The sequence below is a fragment of the Pantoea sp. Cr_R13 genome (genome assembly GCF_029222565.1).
Lineage (GTDB): Bacteria > Pseudomonadota > Gammaproteobacteria > Enterobacterales > Enterobacteriaceae > Pantoea > Pantoea eucalypti.
Window position 1 is genome coordinate 395984 of record NZ_JARHXL010000003.1, and the last position, 18894, is coordinate 414877.

Annotated in this window: 21 protein-coding genes, 3 tRNA genes and 1 pseudogene; 19 read left to right on the forward strand and 6 right to left on the reverse strand. The window is 54.2% G+C overall.

What is annotated here, in order from left to right:
* Positions 1 to 119: 119 nt before the first annotated feature.
* Positions 120 to 842 (forward strand): transcriptional regulator SdiA, encoded by a 723-nt coding sequence (gene sdiA, locus P2R09_RS02940; protein ID WP_275766961.1) that lies wholly within the window; start codon positions 120 to 122, stop codon positions 840 to 842.
* Between the two features lie 122 nt (positions 843 to 964).
* Positions 965 to 1576 carry an acyl-homoserine-lactone synthase gene (locus P2R09_RS02945; protein WP_003849985.1) on the forward strand — a complete coding sequence of 204 codons (612 nt, stop codon included), beginning with the start codon at positions 965 to 967 and terminating at the stop codon, positions 1574 to 1576.
* Between the two features lie 32 nt (positions 1577 to 1608).
* On the opposite strand, the gene P2R09_RS02950 is transcribed toward P2R09_RS02945, so the two are convergent.
* The gene (locus P2R09_RS02950; protein WP_003849983.1) at positions 1609 to 1833 is read right to left on the reverse strand and encodes a DUF2594 family protein; all 225 of its coding nucleotides are present in this window, start codon (positions 1831 to 1833) and stop codon (positions 1609 to 1611) included.
* Between the two features lie 431 nt (positions 1834 to 2264).
* Here P2R09_RS02950 and uvrY point away from each other — a divergent pair, with 431 nt between their 5' ends.
* The 7 genes from uvrY to P2R09_RS02985 all read left to right on the forward strand — a co-directional run bounded on the left by uvrY (position 2265) and on the right by P2R09_RS02985 (position 6953).
* Positions 2265 to 2924: a UvrY/SirA/GacA family response regulator transcription factor gene (gene uvrY, locus P2R09_RS02955; protein WP_275766964.1), complete on the forward strand. Its 660-nt coding sequence runs from the start codon at positions 2265 to 2267 to the stop codon at positions 2922 to 2924.
* Complete coding sequence (gene uvrC, locus P2R09_RS02960) at positions 2917 to 4749, forward strand: excinuclease ABC subunit UvrC (RefSeq protein ID WP_275766966.1); 1833 nt, start codon at positions 2917 to 2919, stop codon at positions 4747 to 4749. The genes uvrY and uvrC overlap by 8 nt, the downstream gene beginning before the upstream one ends.
* Before the next feature lie 69 nt (positions 4750 to 4818).
* Positions 4819 to 5367, forward strand: coding sequence for a CDP-diacylglycerol--glycerol-3-phosphate 3-phosphatidyltransferase (gene pgsA / locus P2R09_RS02965; RefSeq protein WP_008925896.1), 549 nt, complete (start codon positions 4819 to 4821; stop codon positions 5365 to 5367).
* Positions 5368 to 5519: 152 nt separating this feature from the next.
* A tRNA-Gly gene (locus tag P2R09_RS02970) sits at positions 5520 to 5595 on the forward strand.
* A 40-nt stretch (positions 5596 to 5635) separates the two neighbouring features.
* Positions 5636 to 5709, forward strand: a tRNA-Cys gene (locus P2R09_RS02975).
* Between the two features lie 10 nt (positions 5710 to 5719).
* Positions 5720 to 5806 (forward strand) — tRNA-Leu (locus P2R09_RS02980).
* Between the two features lie 301 nt (positions 5807 to 6107).
* Complete coding sequence (locus P2R09_RS02985) at positions 6108 to 6953, forward strand: substrate-binding domain-containing protein (protein ID WP_275766969.1); 846 nt, start codon at positions 6108 to 6110, stop codon at positions 6951 to 6953.
* A 31-nt stretch (positions 6954 to 6984) separates the two neighbouring features.
* Here the strand turns inward: P2R09_RS02985 and P2R09_RS02990 are convergent, their stop codons facing one another.
* Positions 6985 to 7179: a hypothetical protein gene (locus P2R09_RS02990; RefSeq protein ID WP_003849973.1), complete on the reverse strand. Its 195-nt coding sequence runs from the start codon at positions 7177 to 7179 to the stop codon at positions 6985 to 6987.
* Between the two features lie 193 nt (positions 7180 to 7372).
* Between P2R09_RS02990 and P2R09_RS02995 the strand changes: the two genes are divergently transcribed.
* Positions 7373 to 7573, forward strand: coding sequence for a DUF6404 family protein (locus P2R09_RS02995; RefSeq protein ID WP_275766972.1), 201 nt, complete (start codon positions 7373 to 7375; stop codon positions 7571 to 7573).
* Positions 7574 to 7608: 35 nt separating this feature from the next.
* Here the strand turns inward: P2R09_RS02995 and P2R09_RS03000 are convergent, their stop codons facing one another.
* The 4 genes from P2R09_RS03000 to P2R09_RS03015 form a co-directional block, all read right to left on the reverse strand.
* Positions 7609 to 9114 carry a SulP family inorganic anion transporter gene (locus P2R09_RS03000; protein ID WP_275766974.1) on the reverse strand — a complete coding sequence of 502 codons (1506 nt, stop codon included), beginning with the start codon at positions 9112 to 9114 and terminating at the stop codon, positions 7609 to 7611.
* A gap of 137 nt (positions 9115 to 9251) precedes the next feature.
* Positions 9252 to 9512, reverse strand: a complete 261-nt coding sequence (locus P2R09_RS03005) for a biofilm/acid-resistance regulator YmgB/AriR (RefSeq protein WP_275766976.1) — start codon at positions 9510 to 9512, stop codon at positions 9252 to 9254.
* Positions 9513 to 9904: 392 nt separating this feature from the next.
* Positions 9905 to 10312 (reverse strand): DUF2000 domain-containing protein, encoded by a 408-nt coding sequence (locus P2R09_RS03010; protein ID WP_275766978.1) that lies wholly within the window; start codon positions 10310 to 10312, stop codon positions 9905 to 9907.
* A gap of 41 nt (positions 10313 to 10353) precedes the next feature.
* A complete protein-coding gene (locus P2R09_RS03015; RefSeq protein ID WP_275766980.1) occupies positions 10354 to 11202 on the reverse strand; it encodes an AraC family transcriptional regulator in 849 nt (282 codons plus the stop codon).
* Between the two features lie 145 nt (positions 11203 to 11347).
* Here P2R09_RS03015 and P2R09_RS03020 point away from each other — a divergent pair, with 145 nt between their 5' ends.
* The 9 genes and pseudogenes from P2R09_RS03020 to P2R09_RS03060 all read left to right on the forward strand — a co-directional run bounded on the left by P2R09_RS03020 (position 11348) and on the right by P2R09_RS03060 (position 18890).
* Positions 11348 to 11779, forward strand: coding sequence for a MarR family transcriptional regulator (locus P2R09_RS03020; RefSeq protein ID WP_003849964.1), 432 nt, complete (start codon positions 11348 to 11350; stop codon positions 11777 to 11779).
* Positions 11780 to 11781: 2 nt separating this feature from the next.
* Entirely contained in the window at positions 11782 to 13467 is a 1686-nt protein-coding gene (locus P2R09_RS03025) for an MFS transporter (protein WP_275766983.1), read from the forward strand.
* Positions 13464 to 14558 carry an HlyD family secretion protein gene (locus P2R09_RS03030; RefSeq protein ID WP_275766985.1) on the forward strand — a complete coding sequence of 365 codons (1095 nt, stop codon included), beginning with the start codon at positions 13464 to 13466 and terminating at the stop codon, positions 14556 to 14558. Before P2R09_RS03025 ends, P2R09_RS03030 begins: the two co-directional genes overlap by 4 nt.
* Positions 14558 to 15940: an efflux transporter outer membrane subunit gene (locus tag P2R09_RS03035; RefSeq protein ID WP_275767280.1), complete on the forward strand. Its 1383-nt coding sequence runs from the start codon at positions 14558 to 14560 to the stop codon at positions 15938 to 15940. The genes P2R09_RS03030 and P2R09_RS03035 overlap by 1 nt, the downstream gene beginning before the upstream one ends.
* Positions 15941 to 16209: 269 nt before the next feature.
* A pseudogene (locus P2R09_RS03040) lies at positions 16210 to 16596 on the forward strand (hypothetical protein).
* A 227-nt stretch (positions 16597 to 16823) separates the two neighbouring features.
* Positions 16824 to 17555, forward strand: a complete 732-nt coding sequence (locus P2R09_RS03045) for a beta-ketoacyl synthase chain length factor (RefSeq protein WP_275766989.1) — start codon at positions 16824 to 16826, stop codon at positions 17553 to 17555.
* Complete coding sequence (locus P2R09_RS03050; protein ID WP_275766991.1) at positions 17548 to 18348, forward strand: lysophospholipid acyltransferase family protein; 801 nt, start codon at positions 17548 to 17550, stop codon at positions 18346 to 18348. Before P2R09_RS03045 ends, P2R09_RS03050 begins: the two co-directional genes overlap by 8 nt.
* A gap of 13 nt (positions 18349 to 18361) precedes the next feature.
* Positions 18362 to 18619, forward strand: a complete 258-nt coding sequence (locus P2R09_RS03055) for a phosphopantetheine-binding protein (protein WP_275766992.1) — start codon at positions 18362 to 18364, stop codon at positions 18617 to 18619.
* Positions 18620 to 18635: 16 nt separating this feature from the next.
* Complete coding sequence (locus P2R09_RS03060; RefSeq protein WP_003849951.1) at positions 18636 to 18890, forward strand: acyl carrier protein; 255 nt, start codon at positions 18636 to 18638, stop codon at positions 18888 to 18890.
* Positions 18891 to 18894 lie beyond the last annotated feature (4 nt).

An 18894-nucleotide genomic window follows, 5' to 3' on the forward strand; every position in this document is an offset into this window, starting at 1 on the left:
CTCCGCAGGGCGACGGGTCATCCCTGACGATGAATTAAATGACTTATGCTAATTTAATTTATCCGATGAATCCGAATGAATATTTCCGCAAGAGCGAGTGAAATTAACGTTGAGGCAATATGAGTACTGAAAATTATTTCGCCTGGCGAAGTGAGGTGAAACAACAATTTCAGGCATTAATGGCATGTTCTGATTTGAAGCCATTATTGCAACAATTTACTGAGTCATTAGGTTTCGATTATTTTGCTTTTTTGATTCAGCATCCGGTGCCCTTTAGCCGGCCGCGTATTCATCTGCATAGCACCTATCCCAAATTATGGGTTAAACGTTATGAGAAGCAGAATTATTACGCTGTCGATCCGGTACTCTCGCTGTGTCAGCGATCGGGAAGAGGGTTGATGTGGACAGAAGAAATGTTCGCTGGTGCCGGCAATCTGTGGCGTGAGGCAAGAGAGTATGGGCTGCAGAGCGGATTTTCTTGCTCTGCAATGGCACCAAATCGCGCGCTTGGTATATTATCTATATCATCGCAACAGCCCATTCCTCTCAAGCTCTGCCACGAAGAGCTTGAAGTAAAACTGCACCTTTTAGCGGAACTAAGCCTGGATACGCTGGAACGCTTTAGCGATGATGCAATGATGGTACTAAAAAAAGAGTTTAGTCAGCGTGAGCTGGAAATTCTGAAATGGACGGGTGAAGGAAAAACGGCGGTCGAAATTTCTCTTATTTTATCCATCTCTGAACATACCGTTAATTTTCACCAAAAAAATATGCAAAAGCGTTTCAATGTTTCCAATAAAACGCAGATTGCCTGCTACGCAGCAGCAATCGGACTGATTTGAACATAAAACAACTGCTACATTTGGCAGTTCCTTTGTACAGGTCTGTTGTCTACCCTGCGCCGGGACTGTGTCAGGCTGGCGCAAAGAAATCATTGTAAAAATGGGGATGTCAGAGGCGCATGATGAAAATAGTGCAAACGCAATTAAAGGATATGCCATCCTCGTTGCTTGCCGAACTCGGCAGCTACCGTTACAGCGTCTTTGCGCGCGGCGAAGGGTGGTCAATACCGCCCCGTCTGAGTACGCCAGGACAGGAATATGATCGCTATGATCGTTCAGATGTGACCTGGTTGATCGCATGGAATGCGCGTGAAGGAATCAGCGGCTGTGCACGTCTGATGCCCTGGTTTGAACCTGAGCAGAGCGAAGGCATTGTGCTGCCTTTCAGCCATGAGAGAGTGTGGGAAATGTCGCGCTTCTCGGCCCGGCTGGAGGTCGACGCCGAACTGCCGCTGAATATTCTCTGGCACGCGGTGCAGATGGCAGAACTCAATGGCATGGAGTACATCATTAGTTCGGCAACGCCGATGCTGGAAAAGATGTTTGAACAGCATGGGGTGGTATATGAGCCGCTAACGCCGGGACTTATTCTGTCAGAAGATAATCTGTTTGCGATCAGGATTCCGGTGGAACAGCCAGCGCTGGCAGAGAAGTACCGGGGAACAAGGCGTTTCAGTCCGGAAGAGGTACTGCCAACGCTGGGCGTTTCCGTTAACTGGCAGGCGCACAGTTAACGTATCTGCCCCCGCCACTGGGGGCAAAAGCGTTACTGACGGTAGGCCGTTTTAATCTGCTTAATGGTGTTGCTGAACACTTCCGCCTGAGGCTTGTCGCCCAGCGTCTGTACATAGCGTTCCATGTTGATAATCACTTTTCCAGCATCAGCCTGGCCCATACCTTTCAGGATCAGGGTGATCATCATCTTCAGCCCCGCGATTTCATCCGCTAATTTCCGGGCTTCCTGCGAAGTTGCAAAATCTTCATCGCTCATGTGTATCTCCTTGGTGAATGACAACGTGTCGGCAATCTGTCCGAACAGCAGTGCGTGAGTATATCACAGCGTCAGTATGTTGCTGATGCAGCCGGTTCGTTTCGTCTGAAACAGCAGGTTTGTCCAGTGCAACTAATCAATCGCAGAAAGTAATCAACGAGAGCCTTCCACCTGATATTACCTGTCACTGCAGCGCCGGGTAACCGTAGTACCAGTTGTTAATGTCATGAAATAGTGAGACTTTAAGGAATGTTTGACGATGCTTTCTGTTTCAGGAAATGTCTGATAACTCAGGCTGGACCAGACTAAAAGTGAACAGGCTAAGCCAGGACTGTTTTACTTTGTTGATGTGCTTTTGAGGTAAAAGCGGGTATGATTATCGCTTGAAATCGTTAGTCGCTTCCTCTTTTTCAGCCTCTGGAGTTTCCCCGTTGATCAGTGTGCTTCTTGTTGATGACCATGAGCTTGTCCGTACCGGTATCCGTCGCATCCTGGAGGATGTTAAAGGTCTGGCTGTGGTCGGAGAGGCCAACTGTGGTGAGGATGCGGCTAAGTGGTGCCGTGCTAACCAGGTTGATGTGATCCTGATGGACATGAACATGCCTGGCATCGGCGGACTGGAGGCGACGCGCAAAATCGTGCGTTACAATCCCGATATCAAAATCATTATGCTGACTATTCATACGGAAAGTCCGCTGCCTGCTAAAGTTATGCAGGCGGGGGCAGCAGGCTACCTCAGTAAAGGGGCGGCACCCCAGGAAGTGGTCAATGCCATTCGCTCGGTGAATGCCGGACAGCGATATATCGCATCAGACATCGCTCAGCAGATGGCCTTGAGTCAGATTGAGCCGCAAAAAGCGGAATCCCCCTTTAGCTGTTTGTCGGAAAGGGAATTGCAGATTATGCTGATGATCACCCGGGGACAAAAGGTGACGGAAATTTCCGAGCACTTAAATCTCAGTCCTAAAACCGTTAACAGTTACCGCTATCGGATGTTCAGTAAGCTGAATATCAGTGGCGATGTAGAGTTAACGCATCTGGCCATTCGACATGGCCTCTATAATGCGGAGCCGTTAATCAGTAGTGAATGACGTTTTTGATTCCAAAGCCTTTTTGAGTACGGTAACCAGCAAGCCCGGTGTTTACCGCATGTATGACGCCTCAGGCACCGTCATCTATGTAGGCAAAGCCAAAGACCTGAAGAAGCGTCTGACCAGTTACTTCCGCGTTCAGGTCGGCAGCCGAAAAACCGAAGCGCTGATCAGCAATATCCAGCACATCGATGTCACCGTCACCCACACCGAAACCGAAGCGCTGCTGCTTGAACATAACTACATCAAGCTTTACCAGCCGCGCTATAACGTTCTGCTGCGCGACGATAAATCGTATCCCTACATCTTTCTCAGCAGCGATACTCATCCGCGACTGGCGATGCACCGTGGGGCAAAGCATGCCAAAGGCGAATACTTTGGCCCGTTCCCGAACGGCTATGCGGTGCGTGAAACGCTGGGACTGTTGCAAAAAGTTTTCCCCATTCGCCAGTGCGAAAATAGCGTTTATCGCAATCGCTCCCGGCCCTGTCTGCAATATCAGATTGGTCGCTGTCTCGGCCCCTGTGTTGCCGGGCTGGTCAGTGAGGAAGAGTATGCGCAGCAGACCGACTATGTGCGCCTGTTCCTTGCCGGTAAAGATGATCAGGTTCTTAACCAGCTGGTTAAACGTATGGAAGAGGCGAGCATTGGCCTGCGGTTCGAAGAAGCGGCCCGGCTGCGCGATCAGATTCAGGCCGTGCGGCGCATCACCGAAAAACAGTTTGTCTCCAATCAGGGCGATGACCTTGATGTGATGGGTGTGGCTTATGAGGCGGGCATGGCCTGTCTTCACGTGCTGTTCATTCGTCAGGGCAAAGTGCTGGGCAGCCGCAGCTACTTCCCGAAGGTGCCTGTGCACACAGATTTGGCCGAAGTCGTGCAGACCTTCGTCGGGCAGTTCTACCTGCAGGGCAGTGAAGCACGTACGCTGCCTGGCGACATCCTGCTGGACTTTACCTTGCCAGAGCGCGAGTTGCTGGCAGAGTCCCTAAGTGAACTGGCGGGACGTCGGGTTAACATTCAAAGCAAGCCACGCGGCGATCGCGCCCGCTATCTCAAGCTGGCGCGCACCAACGCCGCGACAGCGTTAACCACGCGTCTGTCTCAGCACTCTACCATCCACCAGCGGCTGAATGCGCTGGCAGAGTTTCTTGAGCTCGACAAGATCACACGCATGGAGTGTTTTGATATCAGTCACACCATGGGTGAGCAGACCATCGCCTCCTGCGTGGTGTTTGACCAGAATGGTCCGCTGCGTGCCGATTATCGTCGCTACAACATTACCGGCATTACGCCGGGAGATGACTACGCCGCCATGAACCAGGTGTTGCGACGCCGGTATGGCAAAGCGATTGAAGAAGATAAGATCCCCGACGTGATTTTGATTGATGGCGGTAAAGGTCAGCTGTCACAGGCGTTACAGGTCTTTGCTGAGCTGGATGTGCCCTGGGATAAAAACAAGCCCATTTTACTCGGCGTTGCTAAAGGCAGCGACCGTAAAGCCGGTCTGGAAACGCTGTTCTTTGAGGCTGAAGGGGAGGGCGTTTCGATGCCACCTGATGCACCTGCACTGCATGTGATTCAACACATTCGTGATGACGCTCACAATCATGCAATTTCAGGTCACCGAAAAAAACGGGCCAAAGTGAAGAACACCAGTGCACTGGAAAGCATCGAAGGCGTCGGGCCGAAACGACGTCAGCAACTGCTTAAGTACATGGGAGGCCTGCAACCGTTAATGAATGCCTCGGTGGAAGAGATCGCAAATGTACCAGGCATCTCGCATGCGCTGGCAGAAAAAATATACTATTCCTTGAAACACTAACATTGAAACGGGGGGGGCAATGTAGGAACATAGGTTAAATTCTACCTATATCCAGACAGTTACCGGCATATGCAATTAAACATCCCGACGTGTCTCACCCTGTTTCGAGTCGTGCTCATCCCGTTCTTTGTGCTGGCTTTCTATCTGCCGTTCATTTGGGCGCCGCTGGCTACTGCACTGATCTTTATTTTTGCTGCTGTTACCGACTGGTTTGATGGCTTTCTGGCGCGCCGCTGGAAGCAGACGACGCGCTTTGGCGCATTCCTCGATCCGGTTGCTGATAAAGTGCTGGTCGCGATAGCGCTGGTGCTGGTGGCAGAACATTTTCACGCATGGTGGATTACTCTGCCAGCGGCAACCATGATTGCCCGCGAGATCATTATCTCTGCGCTGCGTGAATGGATGGCGGAGATTGGCAAGCGCAGTAGTGTTTCTGTCTCCTGGATTGGTAAAGTCAAAACGACTGCGCAAATGTTGTCTCTCTTCGCACTGCTGTGGCGCCCAGATGCCACCGTTGTAGCGATTGGCGTGGTGGCGTTATACATTGCTGCAGTGCTGACTTTCTGGTCGATGTTCCAGTATTTAAGCGCGGCGCGCGGTGATTTGCTCGAACCGTGATCGATACGATTTAAAAAGCAGCAAACGGATGGTCTGTGAGGATAATTTTATTGACTCATTGCGTCATCTAAGTAGAATGCATCGCATCGAACGGCAGCCAGGCTGCCAGAAGATAAATAAAATCAGCAGGTTCGATAAGATCGCTGAAAATTGCGGGAATAGCTCAGTTGGTAGAGCACGACCTTGCCAAGGTCGGGGTCGCGAGTTCGAGTCTCGTTTCCCGCTCCAGATTCGCATGTCAGGTTAGCCTGGCGGCATCATAGTTTAAGGCGCGTTGGCAGAGTGGCTATGCAGCGGATTGCAAATCCGTGTACCTCGGTTCGACTCCGGGACGCGCCTCCAGTTACACCCAGCCCGGGTGGTGAAATCGGTAGACACAAGGGATTTAAAATCCCTCGGCTGTAAGGCTGTGCGGGTTCAAGTCCCGCCCCGGGCACCATATCGCTTTACCAATAAAATCAATGATAAGCAGTGTCGTCAAGCCGCCCTCTAGAGGCGGTTTTTTTGTGTCCGGAATCTGGCATGGCTGGCACCTCACATCCTTATGCCTTTCAACTGGCATCACGTCTCAGTGCTGAATAACTGTTCATTATCCGTGTCACTGCTTTGCCAATTCAAACCTGATTACATCTGATTTCATTCATTTTTGCGGCCTGAGTCGAACTTCATAACCTGTTGAAACAGGTTGGTTTATCATAAAGTGGTGGGTATTATTTGCCGTTGCAGAGACGTTAACGTCAATGACCAGACCTTTCAAACATGACTCACCCCTTTCGGCTTTACCGCCGGTTATTGGTATTGTCGCCAGCCAGTTATTCAATCCGTATCAACAGAAAATGCTGGACGAAGTAACGCGGCAACTTAATGTTCGCGGTGCTATCACCGTGCTGTTGAGTGCCGATAGCGAAGAAGCACTGACAGCACTCATCCGGCAGGCGACACCGCTTGCGATGCGGGGGTTGATACTGCTACCCGGCAATCGCATTACAGATACCTGCAATCTGCCGGTGCTTGAGATTGACGCGGAGCCTGAACTGCAAGCGGATGCGCGGCGGGCAGGGGAAGTAACATCGGAATTACTGCTCGCGGAAGGGCATCAGCGGTTTGGCTTTATGCAAAGCCAGCCTGTTGAAAGCGCGCAAAAGCAGGGCTATAGCACGGCACTACAGGCGGCGGGCAGGGTGCTGAATGCTGTGCTGACTTCAGAGGCAGATGATCGTGATGGCGCGTATCAGGCGATGATGGATTATTTGAAAAAGACCCGTGCCGCCGATCGTATTCAGGCACTTTTCTGTGAAAGCGATCTGATGGCCTTTGGTGCGATACAGGCAATCCGCGATTTTGGTCAGGGTGCCCACATTGCGGTGGCGGGATTTGGAGACAGTGAGGAAGCCCGGAGCTCTACCTGGCATCTTACCAGCTGGTCACCTGATATCAGGCAAATTATGGGCAACGCGTTAGATCGCTGGTTGGGGCAGCACACAGTCAGCAGTCAAGTGCAGGGGCAATTAGCGCGTCGCCACTCCCATTTTGGCAAAATTGCGCCAGGTGAAATGTCAGCCTGCGGCTGCGCCTTTCGGCATTAGCCAGCCTGCAACGCAGACTGGCTGAAACAGACTATCCCTGCGGTTGTCCTGCCGGGCCAACACCGCCTGGTGCGCCAACCGGCTGCTGCCCGCCCGGAGGAGGTGGTGGGGCCTCTTTGCCTGGCGGCGGTGGCGGTGGTGCATCTCTGCCCGGCGGTGGTGGTGCACAGGCAGTGAGTGTCGCAAGTATAGCCAGCATCGATAACAGGTAAGCAATACGTTTCATCGTAATTCCCTGATCAGGTAAGCGGAACGTAGAGTATAGAGAATCGCCGTAAAATTACCTGGAGGAGGTAACATGTCCGAGCCAGAGAGAGAATTCGTGACGATTATATGAGATGTCTCTCAACCCGAATAAACGGGCGATGCTTTTTGGGCAGGAGCAGGTTAAGGTGGTTCATTATTTAAGAGGAGTCGTTATGAATGGCATTATGAAATTCGTCCGCGGATGGCTGGTGTTCTCTGTACTGTGGGGCGTATTCATGTGGTTTATGTCATGGCATCAGCAGGAAAAAGAGCCAGGCCTGGCGATTCTGACAAGTCTCTATGCTGGTTTAATCTATCAGGCGCTGATTACTATGGTTGGCCGCTATCGGGCGCGGCGGCAACAGGCAGAGTAAAGTCTGCTGCCGGAGAGGCAGCAGAACGGAGTTATTTATCCGAAATTACCGGTAAGGCGCTGATGGAAATCAGTGCTGCGCGGATCCAGCCCTTCAATCGTCACGTCTGCACCATAACGCTGATAGCGATATTCAATACCATCCAGCGCTGCGACGCTGGATGCATCCCAGATCTGCGCGTGCGTTAAGTCAATAGTCACTTTTTTCGGGTCATGCGCATAATCAAAATGCTCAAACAGATCGTTGCTGCTGGCAAAGAAGAGCGGACCGCGTACCTCATAGCGTACCGACTTACCATCTTCACTCAGCTGACGTTCAGCATGAATGACATGTGCAATACGGCGGGCAAACAGCAGCATCGCCAGGATCACTCCAGCGAGCACGCCCAGTGCCAGATTTCCTGTCCAGACCGTTACCGCCACTGTCAGCACCATAATCAGCGTCTCTGACCACGGCATACGTTTCAGTGTGTTGGGCTGCAGGCTATGCCAGTTAACGGTTTTCACTGCCACCACCATCATGATACCGGCCAATACTACCATCGGAATTTGCGCCATTATCCGGCTCAGTCCGGTCACCAGCAGCAGCAGCACCAGACCCGCGGCCACGGTTGAAACGCGGCTGCGCGCACGGCCCAGCTCAACGTTGACGATAGTCTGACCTATCATCGCGCATCCGGCGATACCGCCATAAAATCCCGCAAGGATATTTGCCACACCCAGACCCCAGGATTCGCGGCGCTTACTGGAAGGGGTATCGGTCAGGTCATCGACCAGTTTGGCGGTCAGCAGCGACTCCATCAGCCCGACAAAGGCGATACTCAGTGCGGTGGGCCAGATAATCTGCAGAGTCTGCAGGTTAAGCGGTACCAGCAGGCTGTTAAAACCGGGCAGGCCAGGACTCATCGGTCCTTCATCGCCCACATTCGGCATGCGATAGCCCATTAATAGCGCGACGCCCGTCACCACCACAATGGCAACCAGCGGAGAAGGAACACTTTTTAACAGACGCGGTAACAACAGCACGATTGCCAGGGTCGCCGCAAAGAAGATCCACACCAGTGATGACTGGCCCCATACGTGCGGCACCTGAGCAAAGAAAATCAGCACGCCCAGCGCATTCACAAATCCCAGCATCACCGAGCGGGGGATGTAGCGCATCATGCGTGCCAGACCGGCCACGCCAAACAGAATCTGAATCACGCCGCCCATGACTACTGCGGGAAGAATATATTCAACACCGTGCAGATGAACCATCGGTCCGATTACCAGTGCGACAGAACCGGCAGCCGCCGTAACCATCGCCGGGCGTCCGCCGAGTATCGACAGGGTCAGGCAGAGCACGACCGAGGCGATGAGACTCACTTTAGGGTCTACACCGGCAATAACGGAAAAGGAGATCACTTCAGGGATTAATGCCAGCGCGGTAATTACTCCGGCAAGGCATTCGCGGGTCAGCAGCGCAGGCGAACGCAGAACGCGCCCCACACTTATATCGCCCGCCACAACGTCGGTTGCGGCAACATCATTGGTTTGAGTCATAAAGGTCTGCAGGCTCTTTAGTTGTTTTGCTCCCGCGCGAAGGGCGGGAAGATCAGGCTCATGGTGAGGGGCAGATAGTACCGGGCGACTGGCAAAGATGCCAGAAAAAGGGGGGAACTCCCTCCATGGAGTCAGTCTTACAGCGAAAAATCATCCGAGGTCTTGTGGACCACGAGGTCGAGCAGCTGGCGGTAGCTATCCAGCATTTCCCTGTCACTTTCCAGTTCAAGCCGATGAATGAGTTTGGAAATAATGGCTTTATTATTCACTGGCATGCCTGACTGCAAAATTTCTGCAATCAGGATACCCAGCATTTCCATCTCATTGGCTGGCTTGTTGGCCGCAGGGTTAAAATAATCAGCGATTTCCTGATTGGTCCGGGGAATAATATATTGCATGTGTAAGCCCTTCAGAACAGCCCGATTCCGGTTCGGATGTCAGGACAAAAGCGATCAAAAAAACCACCGCATGGACAGATGCGATGGTACCAGTACCACAAATTGAGCAAACAAAAATTAACCTCTGAAGGTGGAAATCCACTGACACCTTCAGAGGCGACGCAAATGCATCATTCGTTACAGAGTCGCATACAACTCGTGGCAGTAAACTTATACAATGAATAACTATCTGTAAAATCGAATTCTTTAGCAAAATGTGCCATTCACAACTTATCAACGAGTTATAAGGATTATTCCGACAAAAAAGTTGTACAAATAACCTATACAGAAGGCGGGATTGGCGAACAGGGTGGAAAAAGCCGGGAAGCTGCGGCCAGTTTCCCGGGAATAAATTAGCTGAACAACACCAGTTTAGTCGTCAGCTTACGCAGATTTTTTTTATCGCCGACGATGGCAATGCCCAGCAGACGCCACTGATGACGAGGTTGCTGCCGTAGTAAGGCTCTCAGCGCCTGGTAATCTGTGGTGGTCTGCCCCTCTTCGGGAAACAGGACCAGATCGTAATCAGCCTGCTCGCACTGTTCACGCAACGCATTGAGCTGGTCGTTGGTCGCGGACAGCACCGGAATGCCGGTGGTAATCAAACCGGGCGAAGCGTGCTTCTCAGCATCTTCCAGCATGTCGCCAACCAGCGCGGGATGCCGCTGTCCGAGTGTCAGGGCTATCACGGCAGCGGCATTAGTTGCTTTGCCTGGCGGCAGCGCGGCATTCAGTATCATCACACATCCTGGATTTTGCATTGCGTTTCTCCTGTCTGAAAAAGCGCATTGTGGCAAGTGCCTCACCCCGGGTCTGGAAGATTTGTGCAGGCGCGCTGATAACGTGTGGGAGAGAGCTGGCAGGCGCGTTTAAACCAGCGGCCAAGGTGACTCTGATCGGCAAAGCCCAGGGCGGCAGCGACATCGGCGACGGGCTGCCCCTGAGCGAGTTGACGACGTGCCTGACTCAGCCGCCATTGCACCAGCCAGGCGTGAGGCGGCAAACCCCAGTGCGTCTGGAACAGGCGTGATAACCGGAAGCGATCCACCTGCAGCTGCTGCGCCATCTGCAGCAGGCCGGGATTGTCTGCATGATGGGCAATCAGCCAGTCACGCGCCTGCAAAGCCAGCCTGGCATCTTTATCGACGGGCTGAGCGGGCAGTGACCATTGCCTGTGCGAGGTGAGCTGACTGAACATCCGATCCATCGCCGCCTCTTTGATGATCGCGGGATGGTTGTACCACAGTGCATCAAACGCGTGCCAGACAGCATAAGCCAATGGACGGTCGTCGCGCAGTGTGGTAGCAAAGCGGAGTTCACGCGGCAAGGGGTCATCAGCCTGATCAGGCGTAAGCTGCTGCGCAATCTGTTGCGGTGAAAGATAGAGCATACGATAGGTGAAGCCGCTGTGGTTGATAGCATCGCCATCATGCAACTCCTCAGGCTCCAGCATAAAAACCGTGCCGGGACGGCTTTGATGCTGTTTGCGCCGCGAATGAAACTGCTGTACACCTTGCTCGGTCACGCCAATAAGATAGCTGTCGTGCCAGTGGGGATCATAGGCGTGGCCAGTGAAATGGGCGCGTAATGCCTCAATACCGCTGACGGCGTCACGGCGCAAATCGATCCAGTTTGCTGATGCCTGATTCATGTTATCCGGCTCCTGATTGCGGCCTCTGGACATTCTGACGCGATCCACTAATTTTTAACAGACCGGACGCTTTTCAATCGCGTTTCGCTTTGCGTATAATAACGCCTCCACTCAATTAGATATCTTACTATTAGGCTGCTAACATTTGTCTGAGCATACGCGTACCTTTACCCACTTACTGCATCTGACCGCCCATGCCTGGCGCCTGGCGGTTGATCGTCACCTTAAAGATAGCGGCTTAAGCATGAGCAGCTGGATGGCCATCGGGCTGATTGCCAGTGAGCCGCAGCGCATGACACAGACCGAACTGGCGCAACTGCTGGGGCTGGAAGATGCCAGTATGGTGCCGCTGGTGGATCGGCTGGTGAAACAGTCGCTGCTGACGCGGGTACAACCGCCAGAAGACCGCCGTAAACGTCACCTGGTGCTGACCGATAAAGGCAATGAAGCCTTCGCCAAAGTGAAAACCGAGGCTGATGCTCTCCGTACTGAAATGCTGGCTGATATTGATCCCGGGGATCTGGCTGTCACCGAGCGCGTCCTGCAACAACTGCTGAGCCGCATGGGAAGTATGTAGAGGTGGCAAAGCGAAATCCCTACGCTGCACGCGAGTGGTTACCGCACGAAAAACCGATGCTGCCGGGTTCACCCTCGACACCGCTGCATCCCATGCCAAAGCGCCTGGCATTTGGCCTGATAGGCTTACTGATTTCGCTGACCGGTGCGTTAAGTAACGCACTGGTCACCGCGAACCTGGTTAATCTGCAGGGCACCTTTGGAGCCTGGTCGAATGAGATTGCGTGGTTACCTGCGGTCTACGTGATGGGCAACATCTCTATAAATCTGCTGCTGGTAAAATTCCGACAGCAGTTTGGCCTGCGTGTCTTTACTGAAGCATTTCTGGTGCTTTATGTACTGGTCGCATTCTTTCACTTATTCGCTAACGACCTTAGCTCGGCGATCATTGTGCGCACCGCCCATGGCATGGTGGCGGCGGCGCTCAGCTCACTGGGCATCTACTATCAGGTTCAGGCCTGGCCCGCAAAACATCGCCTGAAAGCGCTGGTGATTGGCCTGACGGTCTCTCAGCTGGCTATTCCGCTGGCCCGCTTATTTTCGTCAGAATTACTGCAGCTCAACGAGTGGCGTGGCCTTTATCTGTTTGAACTCGGTCTGGCACTGATCGCGCTGGGTGGCGTGCTGCTGGTGAAACTGCCACCAGGCGATCGCATTAAAACCTTTGAAAAGATGGATTTCCTGACCTTCGTTCTGCTGGCGCCTGGCATGGCGCTACTGTGCGGCGTGCTGACGCTGGGCCGTATTGAATGGTGGTTCACCACGCCGTGGTTGGGAATCTGTACTGCGATTGCCCTAACGCTGATTGTCGCGGCGATTGTTATTGAGCATAACCGGCGTAACCCACTGATTAACACCCGCTGGCTGAGCAGCGGCATGATGGTGCGGCTTGGCATTGTCATGGTCATGATCCGTATCGTACTGGCGGAACAGAACACCGGCGCGATCGGCTTTTTGCAGCAGATGGGTTTGCAGAACGACCAAATGCGCGGTCTGGCACTGGCGATCATGGCCGGGGTTATCGTAGGCATCGCCGCCAGCGCACTCACCATCAAACCCAATCATCTCAACTGGCCGATTGTCGCCTCGCTGGTGGTGATGATTATCGCCTCGCTGATGGATGCCCAATCCAGTCCGCTGACCCGTGGCCCCGAAATGTATCTCAGCCAGTTTTTGCTTGGCTTCAGCAGCGCCTTTTTCATGGCACCGGCGATGCTGATGGGCATTGGTAGCGTGGTGACCCAGCCAAAAAACCTGGTGAGCTTTGTGGTGCTGTTTGGCATGAGTCAGAACCTGGGTGGACTGATCGGATCAGCGATCCTTGGCACTTTTCAGGTCTGGCGGGAAAAATATCACTCCAGCCTGCTGGGCGATCAACTCTCACTGCTCGATCCTAACGTTACCGAACGGCTAAGCCAGTACAATGCGCTATTTAATTCACTGGTGGGTGACGACGTTCTGCGCGGTGCGCAGAGCACCACCCAGTTAGAGACGGTCGCCACGCTACAGGCTAATGTGCTCGCCTACAACGATACCTATCTGTTAACCGCTGCGCTGGCACTGGTGACTCTGATGTGGGTCATCTGGCGCTTAACCCGGCGTCGTTATCTTGACTGGCGTCAGGCACAATTTAACCTGCGTGAGCAGCAACAGCTGGCTGCGTTACAGGAATCAACGGAGAAACAATGAGTCAGCAGGATGAGCTTCAGGCGGCAGAACGCGAACGTGCAAACCGTCGACGTATTCTTTCGATAGCCGCCGGCAGCGGTATTGTAGTGATTGGCGTACTGGTTATCCTGTATGCCTGGCAGCTTTGGCCTTTTACCAGCGCAATACAAAGCACCGAGAATGCCTATGTGCGCGGTCAGGTGACCTTTATCAGTCCGCAGGTAAATGGCTATCTCACCTCGGTAAAGGTCATCGATCTGCAGCCGGTGAAGAAAGGGCAGTTGCTGATGACGATTGATGATCGTATCTATCGTCAGCGGGTGCATCAGGCGCAGGCGCAACTGGCGATGAAGCAGGCGGCACTGAAAAACAATCTGCAGCAGCGGCGCAGCGCAGAAGCGACCATCCAGAGCAATAAAGCGGCGCTGGAAAACGCGAAAGCGCAGGCACTGAAAAGCGGCTTTGATCTCAAACGCGTTGAGAATCTTGCGGCGGATGGATCGCTGTCGGTACGTGAGCGCGACGCCGCCCGCGCAGCAAACGCCCAGGCCCAAGCCCAGGTCCGCCAGGCTGCCGCGCAGATCGCCGTCGCCCAGCAGAACCTGCAAACCGTTATCGTTAATCGCGACGCGCTGGAGGGGGATGTCGAGAGCGCCCGCGCCGCGCTGGAGCTGGCGGAGATCGATCTGGCGAATACACGGATTACCGCGCCTGATGATGGCCAGCTCGGTCAGCTGTCAGTGCGAACCGGCGCCTATGTCACGGCGGGTACGCGCCTGACCTCGGTGGTACCCAATCACAAATGGATCATCGCGAACCTGAAAGAGACTCAACTGGCCCATATCCGGCCTGGCCTGCCGGTGACGATTCGGGTCGATGCACTGGATGGCAAACGCTTTAACGGGCAGGTGGAATTTATCTCGCCGGCAGCCGGCTCAGAGTTCAGCGCTATTTCACCTGACAATGCCACGGGTAACTTCGTTAAAATTGCACAGCGTATTCCGGTTCGAATCCGTATCAACGATCAGGATATGCAGCAGCTGCGCCCGGGCATGTCGGTTGAAGTCGATATCGATACCGCAGCCCAGGCCGCCGATGAGGGCGCACAATGATGCGTCGCGGCATACTGGTAAGTGCGCTGATGCTGGCGCTGACCGGCTGCGCCACGCAGGTTGAAAAGGCACCGTCCTCTCTGCCGATCCCCGCCGCCTGGCGTAACAGTGTCGGGCCTGCTGCTGCGCCGGAAGCGGAGTGGTGGCGCGCGTTTCATGATGCGTATCTTAACCGGCTGGTCACACAGGCGCTGCGCAACAATCCTGATATTCTCACCGCGCGTTCCCGGGTTGATCAGTATCGCGCCCAGCTGCGCGCCACGCAGGGTGATGAATTTCCGACCCTCAGCGCCGGCGTAGCGGCGACCCGTGAGCGAACGCTCTCGTCAGTGACGGGCCAGCCGTATGAAACCGATGTTTTTCAGGGGTTGTTACAGGCAAATTACGAGGTTGATCTCTGGGGGGCGCGTAGCAACAGCGTCTCGGCGTCGCAGGCAAGCTTAGCGGCGCAGCAGGCCGCCGCGTCTGCTGCAGAGCTGACCATTGCCAGCTCAGTGGCATCGGGTTATCTCAACCTGTGCGCGCTGGATGAACAGCTGCGGGTCACCGAGGCGACGCTGGCGACCCGCAACAATTCACTGAAGCTGGCCCAGCGTCAGTTTGAGAGCGGCTACACCTCAAGGCTGGAGTGGATGCAGGCCGCTTCTGAATATCAGTCGGCTAAAGCACAGATACCGCAGCTGCAGCATCAGATCGCGCAGCAGGAGAATGCGCTGAGCATCCTGGTGGGCATGAACCCGCGTAGCATTGCCCGTCGTCAGCAGTTTGACCAGATTCTACCGCAGCAGATGCCATCGCTGCTGCCGTCCGAGCTGCTAAATCGCCGCCCGGATATTGTGCAGGCGCAGCGTCAGTTACTGGCCGCAGATGCCAGCCTTGCCTCGTCGCGGGCTAAGCTGCTGCCGGGGCTGAACCTCACTGCCACCGGCACCCTGCAGAGTTCGGTGCTGCACCAGCTCGCAGACAATCCATTCCGGCTCTGGAGCGTGGGCGGCAGCATTCTGGCACCGTTGCTGAACCGTGAAGCGCTGACGGCACAGGTTGATGTCTCAATGGCAACGCGTAATCAGGCGCTGTATGGCTATGAAAAAGTGGTGCGCAACGCCTTCTCGGAAGTCAACGATGCCCTGGACGCTATCCGACAGCGTGAGGCACAGCTTCAGGAACTGCAAAAGCAGGAAACTTACGTAACCGAGGCGCTGCGCATTGCCCGCAACCGCTATCAAAATGGCTACGCTTCCTATCTGGATGAACTGGATGCGCAGCGAACCCTGTTTTCAACTCAGCTGAATCGGGTGGCCGTTAAAAATAATCTGTTGCTGGCGCAGATCGATCTCTATCGCGCACTGGGCGGTGGCTGGGCACCCGCCTCCACACAATGACTGTCCGGGCCGATCCAGCCGCAGTAAGAGTTTCTGCGGCCGGGCTCGGCCTCTGCGCAGACGCGTCGACTGCGCATTTTACCTCGCGTTAATCCCTCAAATAACCACCAAAAACCTATACATACTTCTGCTTACCTGTCTTTACATTCGATGGTATCATGCGCGGGTTTTGAACCAGCCAGCCGGAAAAAAGCACTTAATGTTAAGCTGGTGTTGGGTGATTTTTACGTTTAAATCACTGATAAAAAAGATCAAAGAAGGGACTCGTTATGATCAAAAAAACAATTTTCGCGCTGGCTGTGGTCGCTGCATGATTAACCGGCTGCGCACGCACGCCGCCGATTCATAACGTGAATCAGGCCCTCACTCAGCATGACAGTGATAATCAGATGAAACTGGCGATGATTGAGGCGGGTATTGGCCGGAAACAGGTGATGACACCCGTTTCGCCTGGTGTAATCAATGGTCGTCTGGCCCAGCGTGATGTTGTGGCGACCATCCGCATTACTTACACCAGACAGAATTACCGCATTGAGTCTGTCGGCAGTGAAAACCTGAAAGCGGGACAGAGTGTGATCCACAATAACGATAACGACTGGATGGCCAATCTCGATCAGGATTTTCAGTTGCGGCTGTCGGCCCTGGCCGCCCGGTGATGGTGTGCTATCGCAATAATGGGTCGACAGACTCGCTAAGCATAAAGTTCTGCGGCAACCGGCCGACAAATCAGATGAGCTGCTATTGATGAATCCTGGAGTAAACCTCTACCGTGAGAACCTGATAAGGGTTCGGCAGGTTTTCCGGTACGCACTTTTTTTGCAGAAGGCAGGAGTGACGATCCAATGAACGCCGACTCCACACGTATGATGAAAAGAGTGTTGAGATGAAACTCGCTTACTCACTGGTCGACTGGCAGGCACTGGCTCCGGGTTTAAGCGCGCCAGAAGCCTGGCAGGACTGGGCGCAACAGAGCAGGGCCATCGACCCCTTAGCGGCGATGGCAAAGCCGCAATGCTTACCGATGATGACGTCGCGTCGTCTGAGCGGCGGCAGCCGTGCGGCGGTGGAGTGCGGGCTGGCGCTTCTGGCACGGCAGAAGGCAGACGCTATCGTGTTTACCAGCCGTCACGGTGAACTGGAGCGTAATCTGCGTATTCTTAATACCCTGGCAGATCAACAGTCGATGTCACCCACAGACTTTGCCATGTCAGTTCACAATTCGGCGGTTGGCAGCCTGACCATTGCGGCAAAAGCGCCGCTGGTGTCGACCTCCATCGCGGCAGGCATTGACTCTTTTCAGCAGGGATTGATTGAAGTCAGCGCTCTGCATCAGGCGGGTTATCAGCAGGTGCTGCTGGTCGACTTCGACGGCATCGTGCCGGACTATTATCTGCCGTGGCTGGCGGATCAGCGCGTGAATTTCCCCTATGCGGTGGCACTGCTGCTGCGTGCGGGCGAACAACTCTACTGCACTGGCTGTAAAAGCGGAGAGAAGCGGGCAGAACCGCTGTTACCGCAGAGCCTGCGTTTTCTGCAGCAATGGCTGGCGGCTTCGCCCACCTTCAGCCTGGCAGGCGAACGCCTGACATGGCACTGGGAGAGAAATCATGGCTGAGTGCTCACAACCCGCACAGCACTCAGGCAGCCGCCTTAACTACTGCTGGCGACTGGTGATGACCGCCGTCAGTTTTACACTGTTTGGGCTGGGCGGACTGCTGCTGTCACTGATTGGCTTCAACCTGCTACTCCTGATCCAGCGTGATTCTCTGCGCCGCCGGCTGCTGGCCCGACGCGCTATCGCCTTTAGCTTCCGCTGCTTTCTGCGTTTCTGCCGGATGACGGGCGTTTACGACTACCGCATTGAAGGCGCAGAGCTGCTGCAACAGGATCGCGGATGCCTGATTGTCGCCAATCATCCGTCGCTGATCGACTACGTGATGATCGCGTCGGTACTGCCAGAGATGGATTGTCTGGTAAAGGCCGATCTGCAAAAAAATCCCTTTATACGTGGGGTGATTCGCGCCGCCGATTATCTGATCAACAGTGAAGCGGAGACGCTGCTGCCGGACAGTCAGCAGAGACTGGCGCGCGGCGACAATATCCTGATTTTTCCGGAAGGCACCCGTACCCGTTACGGTCAGCCGCTGACTCTGCAGCGCGGAGCCGCCAATATTGCGGTGCGCGCCGGATGCGATCTGCGCGTGGTTCACATCACCTGCAGCCAGCGTATGCTTGATAAACAGAGCCGCTGGTATCAGATTCCGCCGGTTAAACCGCTGTTTACCGTGCGAGTAAAGTCACGAATCGACAGTCAGTCGTTTTGTGAAAGCAATCCCGATGCGCAGCCACTGGCCGCGCGTCGCCTGACCCGCCACTTAGAGCAGGCGCTGGTCCCCCAGAACAGGTAAGACGAAAACCGGTATGGATTCATTAATTAACGATATCAAACAGATGATTATCGCCACGCTGAACCTTGAAGATCTCAGCCCCGATGATATTGAGACTGACGCTGCGCTGTTTGGCGACGGGCTGGGGCTGGACTCAATTGATGCACTGGAACTTGGCCTGGCAGTGAAAAATCGCTACGGTGTGACGCTCTCTGCGGAAAGTGAAACCCTGCGTGCCCACTTCTTCTCTGTCGCGACGCTGGCCGCGTTCGTCAACCAACAGCGCGGCTGAAAGCGGAGACAATCTTATGATGAACAAAGAAGAGATTTATCAGGAAGTGACTTCGCTGCTCACCAGCCTGTTTGAAATTGCGCCTGAGGATATCCACCCCGAGGCGCGTCTGTATGAAGATCTTGAGCTCGACAGCATTGATGCTGTCGATATGGTCGTGCACCTGCAAAAACGTACCGGCCGTAAAATCAAACCGGAAACCTTCCGCGCGGTCCGAACTGTGCAGGATGTCGTGGATGCCGTGGAACAACTGATGCGCGAAGACGCCTGATCCG